We start from the raw sequence: 16,670 nt of genomic DNA, 5'->3' as shown, positions 1-16,670 counted from the left end.
CCGCTCTGAACTCGCGCGGCCCCGTCTACTCCCAGGACCCCTGCGCCCCCGGCAGCCCCGCCACCTCCGCCAGGTCCTGCGGCGACAGCCGCAGCCGCGCCGCGGCGGCGTTCTCGGTGACCCAGCGTTCGTGCTTCGTGCCGGGGACCGGGATGACGTGGCGGCCCTGGGCGAGGGCCCAGGCCAGGGCGACCTGGGCCGGGGTGACGTGGTCGCCGTGGCGGGCGGCGACGCGGCGCAGGCCCACCACTATCGGCTGGTTGGCGGCCATCATCTCCGCCGTGAAGCGGGGGTGGCGGGCGCGCATGTCGTCACGCTCGAAGCCCTGGCCGGGGGTCAGCGTGCCGGTGAGGAAGCCGTTGCCGAGCGGCATCGCCGCCAGGAAGCCGATGCCCCGCGTCTCGCACCAGGGGAGCAGGGTGTCCAAAGCCTCCGGGGACCACACCGACAGCTCCGCCTCCACCGCGCTGACCGGGAAGACCTGCTGGATCCGCTGGAGCTGGCGGACCGTCGCGTCGTACAGGCGGTTTCCGGACCGGCGTCCGCCGCGGGCGCCGACCGCGCAGAAGCCCAGCGCGCGCACCTTCCCGGCCCGGACCAGCTCCGCCATCGCCCCCCAGGTCTCCTCCACGGGGACCTCCGGATCGGCGCGGTGCAGCTGGTAGAGGTCGATGACGTCCGTCTGGAGCCGGCGCAGCGACGCGTCGCACGCGCGCCGCACATACCCCGGGCGGCCGTTGGCCACGATGTGCTGCTCGCCCACCAGCAGCCCCACCTTGGTCGAGACGAAGGCGTCGGAGCGCCGCTCCTTGAGCACCCGGCCGAGCAGCAGCTCGTTGGTGAAGGGGCCGTACATGTCGGCGGTGTCCAGCAGTGTCGAGCCGAGGTCGAGCGCCCGGTGCACCGCCCTGAGCGATTCGTCGCCCCGCTGCCTGGACGTGCTGTACGCCCAGCTCATCGGCATGCACCCGAGTCCGACGGCCCCCACCGCGAGTGCCGCCGCGCCGATCGTCCTGCGCTCCACGTGGTCGTGACCCTCCCTCTCCTGGCACCCCAACCTAACCTCTGCGCCCGCGCGCCCCTGACATAGCCTCCAGGCCATGACTGCTGACGTGTGGCTGCCCATTCCGCCGGAGGAGATCGAGGGGCTCCCGGAGGGGCCGACGTACCGCTTCTGGGACGGTGCGGAAACCTTTCCCTCGGATCCCGCCGACTGCGCCTTCTACGTCGTCCCCTACATGAAGCCCGCCGGACTGGGGCAGCGCCCCCTGCCGGAGATGACGTCTCTGGAGGTGGTGCAGACGCTGTCGGCCGGCACCGACCATGTGGAGCCCGGCCTGGACCGGGTCCGCGCGGGGGTGCGGCTGTGCAACGCGCGCGGGGTGCACGAGGCGAGCACCGCGGAGCTGACGCTCACCCTGATCCTGGCCTCGCTGCGGGGCGTCCCCGACTTCGTGCGGGCCCAGGACCGCGGCGAGTGGCTCGGCGGGTTCCGCCCGGCGCTGGCGGACAAGAGCGTCCTCATCGTGGGATACGGCTCGATCGGAGCGGCGATCGAGGACCGGCTCGAACCGTTCGAGCTCGCGCGGGTGGCGCGCGTCGCGCGCTCAGGGCGTACCACGGCGCGCGGTCCCGTGCATCCGCTCACCGAGCTGCCCGCCCTGCTCCCGGACGCGGACGTCGTCGTGCTGTCCACCCCGCTCACCGAGACCACCCGGGGCCTGGTGGACGCCGGGTTCCTGGCGCGGATGAAGGACGGCGCGCTGCTCGTCAACGTCGCCCGCGGACCCGTCGTCGACACCGAGGCGCTGCTCGGCGAGCTGGAGGGCGGCCGGATCACCGCCGCCCTCGACGTCACCGACCCGGAGCCGCTGCCGCCCGCGCACCCCCTGTGGCGTGCGCCGGGCGTGCTGATCAGCCCCCATGTCGGCGGGCCCACGTCCGCGTTCCTGCCGCGCGCCAAGCGGCTCCTGGTGGACCAGTTGAACCGTTTCGTGAACCGGGAGCCGCTGCGCAACGTGATCCTTACGACAGGCGTCGGCGGGGCTGGCGCATCCCGCTCCGCGGGCGTGTAATCCGTTCCGGGCACCCTCCGCAACCTCTCGGACGCAGCGGGTACCCGCGTTCCCGCTGGTCGTCACGGAGCGTAGAGAAGCTATGTCCCTGAGTGACGAGACTGGTGTATCGTCCCGACAGGGGCTGCGCCGCGCACCGTCGGCGCCGGGGATGGACATTTCAGACTGCGAGGGGGGCGACGGGCGATGTACGGCCTATGGACCAACGATCCGACTCGGCGGGGCCGTCGGCGGCGACCCTGGCGCACGGCTGCGCGCAGGGGTGGCCACCACGCCGGCCGTGGCGGCCACCACGACCACCACAACCACAGTCCTCACCAGCGCCCGTACAGCAGCCGCAGGCGTCACGGGCACCCGGCGCAGCGGGATCCGCGGGACGCGGGGGCGACGTCGCGGACCGGGAGGGACCGGTGAACGCGCCCTCGCCTTCCACCACCCTCGACACCCGGCTGCGCACCCAGCGCGCCCCCGGGGTGCCGCGCCCCCGCCCGTCCGTCCCGTACGGCGGGCCCACCGCGACCCACCAGCTGCTGCTGGCCCTGGTGTGCGCGGCCTACGCCATCGGTGCCGCGTTCGGCTGGGGATCGGAGCAACTCGCGCTGATCATGGGCGACTTCGGGCTGAGCGCCGCGGCCGGAGCCGCCGCGGTCTCCTGCCTCCTCTACGCCCGCAACCGCCGGGTGTGCTTCCGGCCCGCCTGGCTGCTGTTCGCGCTGTCCTCCGCGATGGCGGCGATGGGCAACCTGGTCTGGGGCTGGTACGAGGTCGTCCTGGGGCAGCCCGTACCCAGCCCCTCCTACGCCGATCTGTTCTTCCTGTGCTTCGCGCCGCCCGCCATCGTGGGCCTGCTGGTCCTCGCCAAGCGGCCGGTGACCAAGGCGGGCTGGGTCTGCCTGGCCCTGGACGCCTGGCTGATCGGCGGCTCGCTGCTCACCCTGTCGTGGAGCCTGGCGCTGGCGCAGGCGGCCAAGGGCGGCGACCAGGGCGTGGCCCACGCCGCGCTTTCGCTCGCCTACCCGCTGCTCGACATCGCCCTGGTCAGCATGGTGCTGGCACTGCACTTCCGGCGCTCGGGCGCGCACCGCTCGGCGGTGAACACGGCGATCGGCGCGCTCGCCCTGACCGTGATGTGCGACGCCCTGTTCACCTCGCCCCTGCTGCACCACAGCTACCGCTCGGGCCAGCTGCTGGACGCGGGCTGGTTCGCGGGCTCGCTGCTGCTGGCGTACGCCCCCTGGGTGGCGCCCCGGCAGGCCGAGGAGCAGCACACGCGCGTGGTGCACGAGCACGTGCCCGGGCAGCGCGGCCCGGTCCACCACCCGCACGGGCCGGTGCCGCCGGGCGAGCACAGCCGCTATCCGGCCACCCGGCCGCTCACCGGCTCGCTGGCCGCCCTCACGCCGTATCTCGCCGCCGCAGTGTGCACGCTGGGGATCCTGTACAACGTGCTCAACGGCCGCAGCGTCGACCGCGTGGTGCTGCTGACCGGCGGCACGGTGGTGCTCGCCCTGGTGGTGCGCCAGGGGATCATGCTGCTGGACAACATCACCCTCACCCAGGAGCTGGCGCAGAAGGAGAACCACTTCCGCTCCCTGGTGCAGGGCTCCAGCGACGTCATCATGATCGCGGCGCCGAACGGCATCCTCCGGTACGTCTCCCCGGCCGCCGCCGGGGTCTACGGACGCCCCGCCGAGGACCTGGTCGGCTCCGAACTCGCCGAGCTGATCCACCCGGAGGACCTGGGCTGCGTCGTGCACGAGGTGCGCCGCTTCCTCGCCGCCAGCCCGCTGGAGGAACCCACCACCCGCATCGAGTGCCGCTTCCGGTCCGGCGACGGCGGCTGGCTGAACGTGGAGTCGACCGTCAACCGCCACCACGGAGGCCTGATCTTCAACAGCCGGGACGTGACCGAGCGAGTGCGCCTCCAGGCGCAGTTGCAGCACAACGCCGAACACGACCCGCTCACCGACCTGCCCAACCGCGCGCTGTTCACCAAGCGCGTCCAGCAGGCCCTGTCCGGCCGCCGCGCCTCGGACCGGGGCGCCGCCCTGCGGGGCACGGCCGTGCTCTTCATCGACCTGGACGGCTTCAAGGCCGTCAACGACACCATCGGGCACCAGGCCGGGGACGAACTCCTCGTGCAGGCCGCCCGCAGACTCCAGGAGGCGGTCCGGCAGGGCGACACCGCCTCCCGGCTGGGCGGCGACGAGTTCGCGGCCCTGATCGTCGGCGACGGCACCACCCGGGACCGGGCCGCCCGGGAACGCGACATCCTGGAGCTCGCCGACCGCCTCAGGCTGAAGCTGTCGCAGCCGTACGTCATCGACGGCAACGATGTCCGGGTCGCCGCCTCCATCGGCGTGGCCTTCGCCGAGCCCGGTCTCGGCGCGGGCGAGCTGCTGCGCAACGCCGACCTGGCCATGTACCGGGCCAAGTCGGCCGGCAAGGGCCGCGTGGTGCTGTACAAGCCGCAGATGCAGCAGGACGTCGTCCGCAGGGCGGAGCTGGCGACCCGGCTGCGGGCGGCGTTGCACGGCGGCGAGTTCACCCTGTTGCACCAGCCCGTGGTGCGGCTGGCGGACGGCCGGATCTCGTCGGTCACCGCGCAGGCGCGCTGGCGCTCCTCGCAAGGGGTGCTGTTCACGCCCGCCGAGTTCCTGCGGGTGGCCGAGGACAGCGACCGGACCGCCGAGCTGGGCCGCTGGGTGATCCAGGAGGCCGTGGAGCAGGCCGCGGAGCGCGCGGCGACCGGGCTCGTCATGCCGGTGGGCGTCCGGATGGCCGCTCGCCGGCTGCTGGACCGCTCGATGCCCCTCGGCTCCGTGGAGGCCCTGCTGACGCGGCACGGGCTGCCCTCCGGGTCGCTGATCATCGAGCTGACGGACGTCGATCCGCGAGTGCCGCTGGACGAGCTGGAACGGCGGCTGAGCGGCCTCAGGCGGCTCGGCGTGCGGATCGCGCTGGACGGCTTCGGCACCGGCTGCCCGGCGATCACGGCGCTGCGGCGGCTCCCGCTGGACGTGCTGAAGCTCGACCGCGGTCTGGTCGAGGGCGTCGTGGAGTCCGCGCGGCTGCACAAGATCACCAGTGGGCTGCTGCGGATCGCCGGGGACCTCGGTCTCCAGTCGGTGGCCGAGGGCGTGGATCTGCCCGAGCAGGTCGTCGCGTTGCGCGAGATGGGCTGCACGCACGGGCAGGGCATGGCGTTCTCGGGTCCGCTGGACGAGTACCGGCTGCGCCGGGCCCTCGGATCCGGCCACTACCCGGTGCCGCACGGTCCCGCCGAGCCCGCCCTGGCGGGCGGCGGCGCGGGGGTGTACACGGGTGGCATGACCGCCGTCTTCGGAGGCGGGACGGCCCTCCGCTCACATAATGAGACTCCCGTCCCACCCACTTGACACCGGGTGCGCGCCGGGGGGAGGGTCAATGCCATGCGCACCCGAATTCTCGTACTTGGACAGCGCGTCGGCTGAGCTGGGACCCACCGGAGGACATTCCGGAATCCCCAGCGACCTCACCGGCGCGCTCCCCTCGCTTGCCTTATGGCACGAGGGGTTTTTTGTTGCACGGGCACCTGCCGTACAGCAGTCGTACACCGCACAAAACTCGCAAAAACCCTCAGCATCGAGAAGAGAATGCCGATGACCGAGCAGGCCACCGGGGCCCATCATCCGCAGCCGCGGCCCCGATCCGGAGGACAGCACTCCGCCCCCGAGCGTGTCACGGGTGCGCAGTCCCTCATCCGCTCCCTCGAGGAGGTCGGCGCCGACACGGTATTCGGCATTCCCGGCGGCGCGATCCTGCCCGCGTACGACCCGCTGATGGACTCCACCAAGGTCCGCCACGTCCTGGTCCGCCACGAGCAGGGCGCCGGCCACGCGGCCACCGGCTACGCGCAGGCCACCGGCAAGGTCGGTGTCTGCATGGCGACCTCGGGCCCCGGCGCCACCAACCTGGTCACCCCGATCGCCGACGCCCACATGGACTCGGTGCCGCTGGTGGCGATCACCGGGCAGGTCGCCTCCAAGGCGATCGGCACGGACGCCTTCCAGGAGGCGGACATCGTCGGCATCACCATGCCGATCACCAAGCACAACTTCCTGGTCACCAAGGCCGAGGACATCCCGCGGGTGATCGCCCAGGCGTTCCACATCGCCGCCACCGGCCGCCCCGGCCCGGTGCTGGTCGACATCTCCAAGGACGCCCTCCAGGCGCAGACCACCTTCGCCTGGCCGCCCACCATGGACCTGCCCGGCTACCGCCCGGTGACCAAGCCGCACGCCAAGCAGATCCGCGAGGCCGCCAAGCTGATCACCGCCGCCAGGCGGCCCGTGCTCTACGTCGGCGGCGGCGTCCTCAAGGCGAAGGCCACCGCCGAGTTGAAGGTCCTCGCCGAACTCACCGGGGCGCCCGTCACCACCACCCTGATGGCGCTCGGCGCGTTCCCCGACAGCCACCCGCTGCACGTGGGAATGCCGGGCATGCACGGTGCGGTCACCGCCGTCACCGCGCTGCAGAAGGCCGACCTGATCGTCGCCCTCGGAGCCCGCTTCGACGACCGTGTCACCGGCAAGCTGGACAGCTTCGCCCCGTACGCCAAGATCGTCCACGCCGACATCGACCCGGCCGAGATCGGCAAGAACCGCGCGGCGGACGTGCCGATCGTCGGGGACGCCCGCGAGGTCATCGCCGACCTGATCCAGGCCGTCCAGAAGGAGCACAGCGAGGGCCACCGGGGCGACTACGGCGCCTGGTGGAACGACCTGAACCGCTGGCGCGACACCTACCCGCTCGGCTACGACCAGCCGGAGGACGGCTCGCTCGCCCCGCAGCAGGTCATCGAGCGGATCGGGCAGCTGGCGCCGGAGGGCACCATCTTCGCCGCGGGCGTCGGCCAGCACCAGATGTGGGCCGCCCACTTCATCGGTTACGAGAAGCCCGCCACCTGGCTGAACTCCGGCGGCGCCGGAACCATGGGCTACGCGGTCCCGGCCGCGATGGGGGCCAAGGCCGGCGCGCCGGACAAGACGGTCTGGGCGATCGACGGCGACGGCTGCTTCCAGATGACCAATCAGGAACTGACCACCTGCGCCCTGAACAACATCCCGATCAAGGTCGCCGTCATCAACAACGGCGCCCTCGGGATGGTCCGCCAGTGGCAGACCCTCTTCTACAACCAGCGGTACTCCAACACCGTCCTGCACTCCGGCCCGGAGCACGACGGCAAGGCGCCCGGCCAGGGCACCCGGATCCCCGACTTCGTGAAGCTGTCGGAGGCCATGGGCTGCTACGCGATCCGCTGCGAGGACCCGGCCGACCTCGACAAGGTCATCGAGGAGGCGAACTCGATCAACGACCGTCCGGTCGTCATCGACTTCATCGTCCACGAGGACGCGATGGTGTGGCCGATGGTCGCCGCCGGCACCTCCAACGACGAGATCATGGCCGCTCGGGACGTCCGCCCCGACTTCGGCGACAACGAAGACGACTGAGCGAGGAAGAGCAAGAAGACATGTCCAAGCACACGCTCTCCGTCCTGGTGGAGAACACGCCGGGCATCCTCGCCCGGATCGCCGCCCTGTTCTCCCGCCGCGGCTTCAACATCGACTCGCTCGCCGTCGGCGTCACCGAGCACCCCGACATCTCCCGCATCACCATCGTGGTGAACGTCGAGGACCTGCCGCTGGAGCAGGTGACCAAGCAGCTCAACAAGCTGGTCAACGTGCTCAAGATCGTCGAGCTGGAGCCGGGCTCGGCCGTTCAGCGGGAACTCGTTCTGGTGAAGGTGCGCGCCGACAACGAGACGCGCTCCCAGATCGTCGAGATCGTCCAGCTGTTCCGCGCCAAGACGGTCGACGTCTCCCCGGAGGCCGTCACCATCGAGGCCACCGGCAGCAGCGACAAGCTGTCCGCGATGCTCAAGATGCTGGAGCCGTACGGCATCAAGGAACTGGTGCAGTCCGGCACGATCGCGATCGGCCGCGGTGCCCGTTCGATCACGGACCGCTCGCTGCGCGCCCTCGACCGAAGCGCCTGATCCGTCATACGGGCGGCTTCGGCCAACAGGGGCCGCCCGTATGCCGAGACCCCCAGACTTCCCTTCCCCCCGCCGTCATACGGTGGGACGCAACACCTGCACTCAAGGAGAGAACCCAAAGTGGCCGAGCTGTTCTACGACGCCGACGCCGACCTGTCCATCATCCAGGGCCGCAAGGTCGCGGTCATCGGTTACGGCAGCCAGGGCCACGCGCACGCCCTGTCGCTGCGTGACTCGGGTGTCGACGTCCGCGTCGGTCTGCACGAGGGCTCCAAGTCCAAGGCCAAGGCCGAGGAGCAGGGCCTGCGCGTGGTGACGCCGTCCGAGGCCGCCGCCGAGGCCGACGTCATCATGATCCTGGTGCCCGACCCGATCCAGGGCCAGGTCTACGAGGAGTCCATCAAGGACAACCTGAAGGACGGCGACGCGCTCTTCTTCGGCCACGGCTTCAACATCCGCTTCGGCTTCATCAAGCCCCCGGCCGGCGTGGACGTCTGCATGGTCGCCCCGAAGGGCCCGGGCCACCTGGTGCGCCGTCAGTACGAGGAGGGCCGCGGCGTTCCCTGCATCGCGGCCGTCGAGCAGGACGCCACGGGCAACGCCTTCGCGCTGGCCCTGTCGTACGCCAAGGGCATCGGCGGTACCCGCGCCGGCGTCATCAAGACCACCTTCACCGAGGAGACCGAGACCGACCTGTTCGGCGAGCAGGCCGTCCTCTGCGGTGGCACCGCCGCCCTGGTGAAGGCCGGCTTCGAGACGCTGACCGAGGCGGGCTACCAGCCGGAGATCGCCTACTTCGAGTGCCTGCACGAGCTGAAGCTGATCGTGGACCTCATGTACGAGGGCGGCCTGGAGAAGATGCGCTGGTCGATCTCCGAGACCGCCGAGTGGGGCGACTACGTCACCGGCCCGCGGATCATCACCGACGCCACCAAGGCCGAGATGAAGAAGGTCCTCGCCGAGATCCAGGACGGCACCTTCGCCCAGACCTGGATGGACGAGTACCACGGCGGTCTGAAGAAGTACAACGAGTACAAGCAGCAGGACGCCGAGCACCTGCTGGAGACCACCGGCAAGGAGCTGCGCAAGCTCATGAGCTGGGTGAACGAGGAGGCGTAAGCCTCGTCCCGAGGGGCTGTCGTCGGCTGACGGCAGCCCCTTCGGCGAACCCGGGGTAACGTCGGAGGAGAAGGCGTTGTCCATCCCGTCCAGCCACGGACGGGTGATCCTTCCGCAGAGGCGCAAGACGCCCTCCGCCGCGCCACTACACTGCTGCACAACATACGCGTTCAGGCCCACAGCGTCGTGCGTCTTCCACGCGGCAAGCCCCCCTCCACCGCCTGCGGCCGTCGGGACGGCCGTCCGCATTGGACATGTGAGGACTCACGTGAGCTCGAAACCTGTCGTACTCATCGCTGAAGAGCTGTCGCCCGCGACCGTGGACGCGCTCGGCCCGGACTTCGAGATCCGGCACTGCAACGGAGCGGACCGGGCCGAACTGCTGCCGGCCATCGCCGACGTGGACGCGATCCTGGTCCGCTCCGCCACCAAGGTGGACGCCGAGGCGATCGCCGCCGCCAACAAGCTGAAGGTCGTCGCGCGCGCCGGTGTCGGCCTGGACAACGTGGACGTCTCCGCCGCCACCAAGGCCGGCGTGATGGTCGTCAACGCCCCCACCTCGAACATCGTGACCGCCGCCGAGCTGGCCTGCGGTCTCATCCTCGCCACCGCCCGCAACATCCCGCAGGCCAACGCGGCGCTGAAGAACGGCGAGTGGAAGCGCAGCAAGTACACGGGCGTGGAGCTGGCCGAGAAGACCCTCGGCGTCGTCGGCCTCGGCCGCATCGGCGCGCTGGTCGCCCAGCGGATGTCCGCCTTCGGCATGAAGGTCGTCGCCTACGACCCCTACGTGCAGCCCGCGCGGGCCGCGCAGATGGGCGTGAAGGTGCTGTCGCTGGACGAGCTGCTGGAGGTCTCCGACTTCATCACCGTCCACCTGCCCAAGACCCCCGAGACGGTCGGCCTGATCGGCGACGAGGCGCTGCGCAAGGTCAAGCCGAGCGTGCGCATCGTCAACGCCGCGCGCGGTGGCATCGTCGACGAGGAGGCGCTGTACTCCGCCCTCAAGGAGGGCCGGGTCGCCGGTGCCGGCCTCGACGTGTACGCGAAGGAACCCTGCACGGACTCCCCGCTCTTCGAGTTCGACCAGGTCGTCGCCACCCCGCACCTCGGCGCGTCCACCGACGAGGCGCAGGAGAAGGCCGGTATCGCCGTCGCCCGCTCGGTGCGCCTCGCGCTCGCCGGTGAGCTGGTCCCGGACGCGGTGAACGTCCAGGGCGGCGTCATCGCCGAGGACGTCAAGCCGGGCCTGCCGCTCGCCGAGCGCCTGGGCCGCATCTTCACCGCCCTCGCGGGCGAGGTCGCGGTCCGCCTCGACGTCGAGGTGTACGGCGAGATCACCCAGCACGACGTGAAGGTGCTGGAGCTGTCCGCGCTCAAGGGCGTCTTCGAGGACGTCGTCGACGAGACGGTGTCGTACGTCAACGCCCCGCTGTTCGCCCAGGAGCGCGGCGTCGAGGTGCGGCTGACCACCAGCTCCGAGTCGCCCGACCACCGCAACGTGGTCACGGTGCGCGGCACCCTCGCCGGCGGCGAGGAGGTGTCGGTCTCCGGCACCCTGGCCGGTCCCAAGCACCTTCAGAAGCTCGTCGCGGTCGGCGACTACGACGTGGACCTGGCGCTCGCCGACCACATGGCCGTGCTCAAGTACGAGGACCGTCCGGGTGTCGTCGGCACCGTGGGCCGCATCCTCGGCGAGGCGGGCATCAACATCGCCGGCATGCAGGTCGCCCGCGCGGCGGCCGGCGGCGAGGCGCTGGCCGTGCTGACCGTGGACGACACGGTGTCCGCCACGGTGCTGGCGGAGCTGGCGGCGGAGATCGGCGCGACGTCGGCGCGGTCGGTCAACCTCGCCTGACACCTCGTCCTCACACGCCGGACGGGCTGGGATGTCCAGCCTGTCCGGCGTTTTCCGTGCACGCCTCCTCCCGCACCCTCACCCGGCGCAGCGTCACCGACGCCAGGACCGCCGCCCCGGCGAGCACCGCCGCGCCCGCGAGCGCCGCGGCCTGCATGCCCTGGGTGAACGCCTCCCGGGCCGCCGTCGCCAGGGCGTCCCCCGCCCGTCCGGGCAGATGCCCGGCGGCGGCCAGTGCGCCGCCCAGCGTCTCGTGGGCCTCGGCGGGCGCGGAGTCCGGCATCTCGCGGCGGTAGACCGCCGTGCCGATGGAGCCGAGGACCGCCATGCCCAGCGCGCCGCCGAACTCCGCGCCGGTCTCCATCAGGGAGGCCGCGGAGCCCGCCCGTTCCACCGGGGCGGCACCCAGCGCGAGGTCCATGATCTGGGACATCACCATGGTGACCCCCGAGCCCAGCACCCCGCAGGCCACCAGCACCAGGGTCAGCGAGTCCGGGCCGGCGAACGCCAGCAGGCCGAAGCCGCTCGCGGCGCAGACGAAGCCGGCCGTCACCACGTGGGCGCGGTGGACGCCGCTCTGTACCAGAGCGGTCGCGGCCGGCGCCGCGAAGCCGATCGGCACCGAGGGCACCAGCGCCCACAGGGCCGCCTCCATCGCGCTCCTGCCCAGCACCGACTGCAGATACTGCGTGGTGAAGAACGCCGAGCCCATCATCGCGAACATGGTGACGAGGTTGAGGGTGACGGCCGCGCCGAAGCCGCCGCCCCGGAACAGCGCGGGGGAGATCATCGGTGACGCGGCCGTGCGCTGCCTCTGCACGAACAGGACCGCGAAGAGCAGACCCACGGTGACCGACATGACGTACCGGACGTGCCAGCCGTCGGACGGGATCTCCTTCAGGCCGTGGACGACCGGGAGCACCGCGGCCACCGACAGCGGGATGCCGACCCAGTCGAAGCGGCCCGGGGACGGGTCCTTCGACTCGGGCAGCAGGACGGGGCCGAGGACCAGCAGCAGGACCATCGCCGGCAGGTTGACCAGAAAGACCGAGCCCCACCAGAAGAACTCCACCAGTACCCCGCTCAGGACCGAGCCGAGCGCCACGCCCGCCGTCATCACACCGGACCAGACGGCGACGGCCCGCGCCCGTTGCCGGGAGTCGGTGAACAGCGAGCGGACCAGGGCCAGCGTCGAGGGCATCAGGGTGGCGCCGCCGATGCCGAGCAGCGCGCGGGCCGCGACGAGCATCTCGGCGCTCCGCGCGTAAGCGGCTGCCAGGGACGCCGCACCGAAGGCGGCGGCGCCGATCAGCAGGAGCCTGCGGCGGCCGATGCGGTCGCCCACCGCGCCCATCGTCATCAGCAGGCCGGCCACGGCGAAGGCGTAGATGTCGAAGATCCACAGCTGCTGGGTGCCGGTGGGTCCGAGGTCGGCGCTGATGGCGGGAACGGCGAAGTACAGGACGGAGACGTCCATCGAGACCAGGAGCAGGGGAAGCATCAGAACGGCGAGCGCAGTCCATTCGCGGCGCCCGGCACGGTGCGGGGTCGTTGTCATGCCGGTGACTGTACGCAGGTCTTATACGTGTGTCTAGAACGACTGTATAAGACGGCTGTATGAGGTGCGGGGTAGGCTGTGGCCATGGGACACCGCGAGGATCTGCTCGAAGGCGCCAAGCGCTGCCTGCTCGCCAAGGGGTTCGTGCGCACGACGGCCCGGGACATCGTCAAGGAGTCGGGGACCAACCTGGCGTCGATCGGCTACCACTACGGGTCGAAGGACGCGCTGCTGGCGCAGGCGTACGTGGAGCTGGTGGAGGAGCTGTCCGTCGCGTTCGACGGCGAGGTGCGGGGAGCCCCCGGATCGCTGGAGCGGTTCGCCGAGGTCTGGTCGAACATCATCGCCACCATGCGGGAGCCCGGCTCGCTGTGGCGGCTCAGCATGGAGGTCGTCAGCATGGGCGACCAGCTGCCCGAGGTGCGCGACCACCTCGCGCGGGCCCAGCGGGAGGGAGCGCGCGGCTTCGTCGCACTGTTCACGGGGATGCCCGAGGACGAGACGCCGGACGAGGTCGTCGACACGCTCGGCGCCTTCTACGCGACCCTGATGATGGGCGTCATGGCCCAGTGGACCTTCGACCCGAAGACCGCGCCCGAGGCCGGTCAGCTCACCGACGGGCTGCGTCAGGTGATCCAGGCCGCCACTCGGACGTGACGCGCCCCTCGCGCAGTTCGACCACCCGGTCCGCGAAGTGCCGTACCACCGACCGGTCGTGGCAGATGAAGAGACAGCCGAGGGCCAGTTCGTCCTGGAGGTCGGCGAGGAGGTTCAGGACACCCGCCCGTACGGACGGGTCGAGGGCGGACACCGGTTCGTCCAGGACCAGCAGGCGTGGCTCGGAGGCCAGGGCGCGGGCGATGCCGGCGCGCTGGCACTGGCCGCCGGAGAGTTCGTGCGGGCGGCGGTCGCCGCAGGAGGGGTCCAGGCCGACCCGGCCGAGGAGTTCGGCGACGCGGGCGGGGCCCTCGGCGGCGGTCCAGCGGCCCTGTACCTTCAGCGGTTCGGCGATCGCGTCGCGGATGCGGTGGCGGGGGCTCAGCGAGCCGTACGGGTCCTGGAAGACCGGCTGCATGCGCGGGCGGAGGGGACGGAGTTCGCGGTCCGTCAGCCTCGTCAGCTCGCGGCCCTCGAAGCGGACCTCGCCCGCGTCCGGGCGGCGCAGCTGGAGCACGGCCGCCGCCGTGGACGACTTGCCGCAGCCCGAGGGGCCGTTCAGGGCCAGGGTCTCCCCGGCTGCGAGGGTGAAGGAGACACCGTCGACGGCCGTCACCGTGCCGTAGCGGACGACCAGGCCGCGGACGTCCAGCAGCGGCAAGGGCTCGTTCATGGCGTCTGCCTTCCCTCGAACAACTCGGCGGCGGGGTGCGGGACGTCCTCGGCGCGATGGCAGGCGACGAGCCGTCCGTCCAGCGGGCGGGGTGCGGGCTCGGCGGTGCGGCAGATGTCCGCCGCGAGCGGGCAGCGCGGGGCGAAGGCGCAGCCCGGGGGCAGCGAGTCCGGGGCGGGCGGGGTGCCGGGCAGGGCGGGGAGGCGGCGGCGCCGGGGGCCGTCGTCCCGGGGGAGCGAGGCGAGCAGGCCCGCCGTGTAGGGGGCGCGCGGGCGGGCCAGTACCTCGGTCACCGGGCCGAGTTCGGCGGCCCGGCCCGCGTACATGACCAGCACGCGGTCCGCGTGCCGCCGTACCACGTCCAGGTCGTGGGTGACGAGGACCAGCGCCGCCCCGGCCGCCGCCCGGCGCTCGGCCAGGACGCGCAGCACCTGCTCCTGGCGGTCGGGGTCGAGGGCGGTGGTGGGCTCGTCGGCGACGACGATGTCCGGCTCGTTGACCGTGGCCATGGCGATGACCGCCCGCTGCCGCATACCGCCGGAGTACTCGTGCGGGTAGGCGCGGGCCCGGCGGGCGGCGTCCGGGACGCCCACCCGGTCGAGCGCGGCCACCGCGAGCGCCCGGGCCTCGGCGCGGGACACCCGGCGCGCCGACCGGACGGCGGCGGCGAGCTGGTCGCCCACCGGGTGCACGGGTGAGAGCGCGGAGAGGGCGTCCTGCGGGACGAGGGCGATCCGCCGGCCGCGCTCGGCGGACAGATCGGGCCGTACGGTTCCCGTCGTCGCCGCCGCGCGCGGCACCATGCCGAGCAGGGCCCGCGCGGTCAGCGACTTGCCGGCGCCCGACTCGCCGACCACGGCGAGGGTTTCGCCCGCGCGCACGTCGAAGGAGAGACCGCGCACCACCTCCGTACCGGCGAAGGCGATACGCAGGTCGCGCACCGAGAGCAGGACTTCAGGCATGGGCGGGTGCCCCCTTCGTGCGCGGGGTGCGCCGGCCCTGGGTGTACGCCGCTGCCGACACCGCCAGGGCCGCCAGCAGGGCCAGTGCGATCGCCGGGGCGAGGGCGGCCCAGGGGGCGCGTTCCACGTAGGCGCGGGACTCGTCGAGCAGCAGGCCCCACTCGGGGGCGGGCGGTGCGGCGCCCAGGCCGAGGAAGCCGAGGGAGGCCAGGGCGAGGGCGATGCCGGGCAGCCGGAGCAGGGCGTGCCGGGCGACCGGGGCGGCCACGGACGGCAGTACGTGCCGGGTGAGGATCCACCACGGGGTGGCGCCGATGGCCCGCTGCGCGGTGAGGAACGCCGACGCCCGCACCTCCCGCACCAGCGCCGCCGCGTGCGCGGCCAGCGGCGGCCAGGAGATCAGCGCCACCGCGAGGGCGGCGCCGCCCGTGCCGGGTCCGGCCGCCGCCGCGACCAGGATGCCGACGATCACCGGGGGCAGCGCGTTGGCGATGTCCGCGGCGCCCGCGGCGACGCCGGGCAGGAACCCGAGCGCCAGGCCGACGAGCAGGCTGAGGAGGCAGACGGCGGCCGCGGTGCCGACCGTGGCGGCGGCGCCGTGGCCGAGCCGGGCGAGGACGTCGCGGCCGAGTCCGTCGGTGCCCAGCGGATGCGCCCGGGAGGGGGCGGCGAGGCGGAGGGCCGTGTCGACGGCGTACGGGTCCCGCAGCAGGCCCCAGCCGATCGTCACGGCGAGCACGGTGAACAGGGCGAGCGGGATCGCGGGGTGGGTGCGGGCGGGACGGGCAGGAGGGAGCGTCAGTCCGGCGTCCCGCAGGGCGGGGCCCAGCAGGCGCCGCCGCAGCAGTGCCGCCACGGCGCCCGCGATCAGGCCGAGCAGCAGCAGGGCGAGGACCGCGCCCTGGAGCAGCGGCAGATCCTGTGACTTGGCCGCGCCGAGCGCCGTACGGCCGATGCCCGGCACCGCGAACACCGTCTCCACGGCGACCGCGCCGCCGGTCAGCCCGACCGCCGCCATCCCGAACTGCGGGACCAGCGGCGGCAGGACGCGCCGCAGCGCCGCCGCCGAGATGCGCGCCCGGCTCACTCCGGCGCCGCGCCACAGCTCCACCCAGCGTTCGTCCAGCACGGCGGGCAGCGCGTCCGCGACCAGCCGGCCGAGCAGTCCGCCCGCGGGGACGCCGAGGGCGAGCGCGGGCAGGATCAGGTACTGGGGTCCCTGCCAGCCGGAGGTCGGCAGCCAGCCGAGCCACACTCCGCACACCAGGAGCGCCACGGTGGCGAGCAGGAACTCGGGTACGGCGGCCAGCATCGCGGCGAGGCCGCCCGCGGAGCCCCGGCCGCGCACCAGCACCGGCGCGGCCAGCGCGGCGGCCAGCGCCACCGCCACGCCCAGCGCCGCGCCCATCAGGCCCAGGGACACCTGGAGTCCGGCCGTGACGGAGGGCAGCACCTCGCTGCCCGACACCCAGGAGGTGCCGAGGTCGCCGTGCGGCAGTCCGGCGGCCCAGTCCCGGAGGAGGGCGAGCGGTCCGGCGTCCAGCCCGAGGTCGCGGCGTACGGCGTCCAGGGCCTCCCGGGTCGGCTCCTGCTCGGCGGAGCGGGCCCGCAGCACGGTCAGCGCGGGGTCCCGGCCGGACAGCCAGGGCAGCAGGCCCACGGCGGCGACGACGGCGGCCAGGCAGACGAGCCGGGCCAGTCCGGCCGGACTCGCCAACCGCCTTGCGGCAC

The 16,670-nt window shown here is 72.7% G+C and carries 12 protein-coding genes; 7 read left to right on the top strand and 5 right to left on the bottom strand.

The annotated features are described in order from the left end of the window. Positions 1–25: 25 nt before the first annotated feature. Entirely contained in the window at positions 26–1,024 is a 999-nt protein-coding gene (locus tag VE614_RS06295) for an aldo/keto reductase (protein WP_324933368.1), read from the bottom strand. A gap of 76 nt (positions 1,025–1,100) precedes the next feature. Between VE614_RS06295 and VE614_RS06290 the strand changes: the two genes are divergently transcribed. The 6 genes from VE614_RS06290 (at position 1,101) to serA (ending at position 11,089) form a co-directional block, all read left to right on the top strand. Beyond that, a complete protein-coding gene (locus VE614_RS06290; RefSeq protein WP_324933365.1) occupies positions 1,101–2,075 on the top strand; it encodes a 2-hydroxyacid dehydrogenase in 975 nt (324 codons plus the stop codon). Positions 2,076–2,272: 197 nt separating this feature from the next. Continuing rightward, complete coding sequence (locus VE614_RS06285; RefSeq protein ID WP_414719531.1) at positions 2,273–5,473, top strand: putative bifunctional diguanylate cyclase/phosphodiesterase; 3,201 nt, start codon at positions 2,273–2,275, stop codon at positions 5,471–5,473. Between the two features lie 237 nt (positions 5,474–5,710). Then, complete coding sequence (locus VE614_RS06280; RefSeq protein ID WP_324933359.1) at positions 5,711–7,567, top strand: acetolactate synthase large subunit; 1,857 nt, start codon at positions 5,711–5,713, stop codon at positions 7,565–7,567. Positions 7,568–7,587: 20 nt separating this feature from the next. Then, complete coding sequence (gene ilvN / locus VE614_RS06275) at positions 7,588–8,112, top strand: acetolactate synthase small subunit (protein ID WP_043504310.1); 525 nt, start codon at positions 7,588–7,590, stop codon at positions 8,110–8,112. Positions 8,113–8,232: 120 nt separating this feature from the next. Continuing rightward, positions 8,233–9,231 carry a ketol-acid reductoisomerase gene (gene ilvC, locus VE614_RS06270; RefSeq protein ID WP_324933354.1) on the top strand — a complete coding sequence of 333 codons (999 nt, stop codon included), beginning with the start codon at positions 8,233–8,235 and terminating at the stop codon, positions 9,229–9,231. A 268-nt stretch (positions 9,232–9,499) separates the two neighbouring features. Further along, positions 9,500–11,089 (top strand): phosphoglycerate dehydrogenase, encoded by a 1,590-nt coding sequence (gene serA, locus VE614_RS06265; protein WP_324933351.1) that lies wholly within the window; start codon positions 9,500–9,502, stop codon positions 11,087–11,089. A gap of 10 nt (positions 11,090–11,099) precedes the next feature. Here the strand turns inward: serA and VE614_RS06260 are convergent, their stop codons facing one another. Continuing rightward, positions 11,100–12,647 carry an MFS transporter gene (locus VE614_RS06260; RefSeq protein WP_324933348.1) on the bottom strand — a complete coding sequence of 516 codons (1,548 nt, stop codon included), beginning with the start codon at positions 12,645–12,647 and terminating at the stop codon, positions 11,100–11,102. A gap of 84 nt (positions 12,648–12,731) precedes the next feature. On the opposite strand from VE614_RS06260, the gene VE614_RS06255 reads away from it, so the two are divergent. Continuing rightward, positions 12,732–13,304 carry a TetR/AcrR family transcriptional regulator gene (locus VE614_RS06255; protein ID WP_324933345.1) on the top strand — a complete coding sequence of 191 codons (573 nt, stop codon included), beginning with the start codon at positions 12,732–12,734 and terminating at the stop codon, positions 13,302–13,304. Here the strand turns inward: VE614_RS06255 and VE614_RS06250 are convergent. From VE614_RS06250 to VE614_RS06240, 3 genes are read right to left on the bottom strand one after another with little or no spacing between them, the layout of a single operon-like run. Then, positions 13,258–13,977: a dipeptide/oligopeptide/nickel ABC transporter ATP-binding protein gene (locus tag VE614_RS06250; protein WP_324933342.1), complete on the bottom strand. Its 720-nt coding sequence runs from the start codon at positions 13,975–13,977 to the stop codon at positions 13,258–13,260. The genes VE614_RS06255 and VE614_RS06250 overlap by 47 nt on opposite strands. Continuing rightward, positions 13,974–14,939, bottom strand: coding sequence for an ABC transporter ATP-binding protein (locus VE614_RS06245; RefSeq protein ID WP_324933338.1), 966 nt, complete (start codon positions 14,937–14,939; stop codon positions 13,974–13,976). The genes VE614_RS06250 and VE614_RS06245 overlap by 4 nt, the downstream gene beginning before the upstream one ends. Beyond that, the gene (locus VE614_RS06240; protein ID WP_324933335.1) at positions 14,932–16,656 is read right to left on the bottom strand and encodes an ABC transporter permease subunit; all 1,725 of its coding nucleotides are present in this window, start codon (positions 16,654–16,656) and stop codon (positions 14,932–14,934) included. The genes VE614_RS06245 and VE614_RS06240 overlap by 8 nt, the downstream gene beginning before the upstream one ends. Positions 16,657–16,670 lie beyond the last annotated feature (14 nt).

The organism is Streptomyces sp. (genome assembly GCF_035645055.1).
Lineage (GTDB): Bacteria > Actinomycetota > Actinomycetes > Streptomycetales > Streptomycetaceae > Streptomyces.
This window is presented reverse-complemented; position numbering and strand designations above follow the sequence as displayed.

Bases quoted from the DNA above. Each gene is read 5' to 3' on its own strand.
- VE614_RS06250 (WP_324933342.1), bottom strand. From the start codon at position 13,977: ATGAACGAGCCCTTGCCGCTGCTGGACGTCCGCGGCCTGGTCGTCCGC.
- VE614_RS06285 (WP_414719531.1), top strand. From the start codon at position 2,273: ATGGACCAACGATCCGACTCGGCGGGGCCGTCGGCGGCGACCCTGGCG.
- VE614_RS06280 (WP_324933359.1), top strand. From the start codon at position 5,711: ATGCCGATGACCGAGCAGGCCACCGGGGCCCATCATCCGCAGCCGCGG.
- VE614_RS06245 (WP_324933338.1), bottom strand. From the start codon at position 14,939: ATGCCTGAAGTCCTGCTCTCGGTGCGCGACCTGCGTATCGCCTTCGCC.
- ilvN (WP_043504310.1), top strand. From the start codon at position 7,588: ATGTCCAAGCACACGCTCTCCGTCCTGGTGGAGAACACGCCGGGCATC.
- VE614_RS06255 (WP_324933345.1), top strand. From the start codon at position 12,732: ATGGGACACCGCGAGGATCTGCTCGAAGGCGCCAAGCGCTGCCTGCTC.
- VE614_RS06290 (WP_324933365.1), top strand. From the start codon at position 1,101: ATGACTGCTGACGTGTGGCTGCCCATTCCGCCGGAGGAGATCGAGGGG.
- VE614_RS06260 (WP_324933348.1), bottom strand. From the start codon at position 12,647: ATGACAACGACCCCGCACCGTGCCGGGCGCCGCGAATGGACTGCGCTC.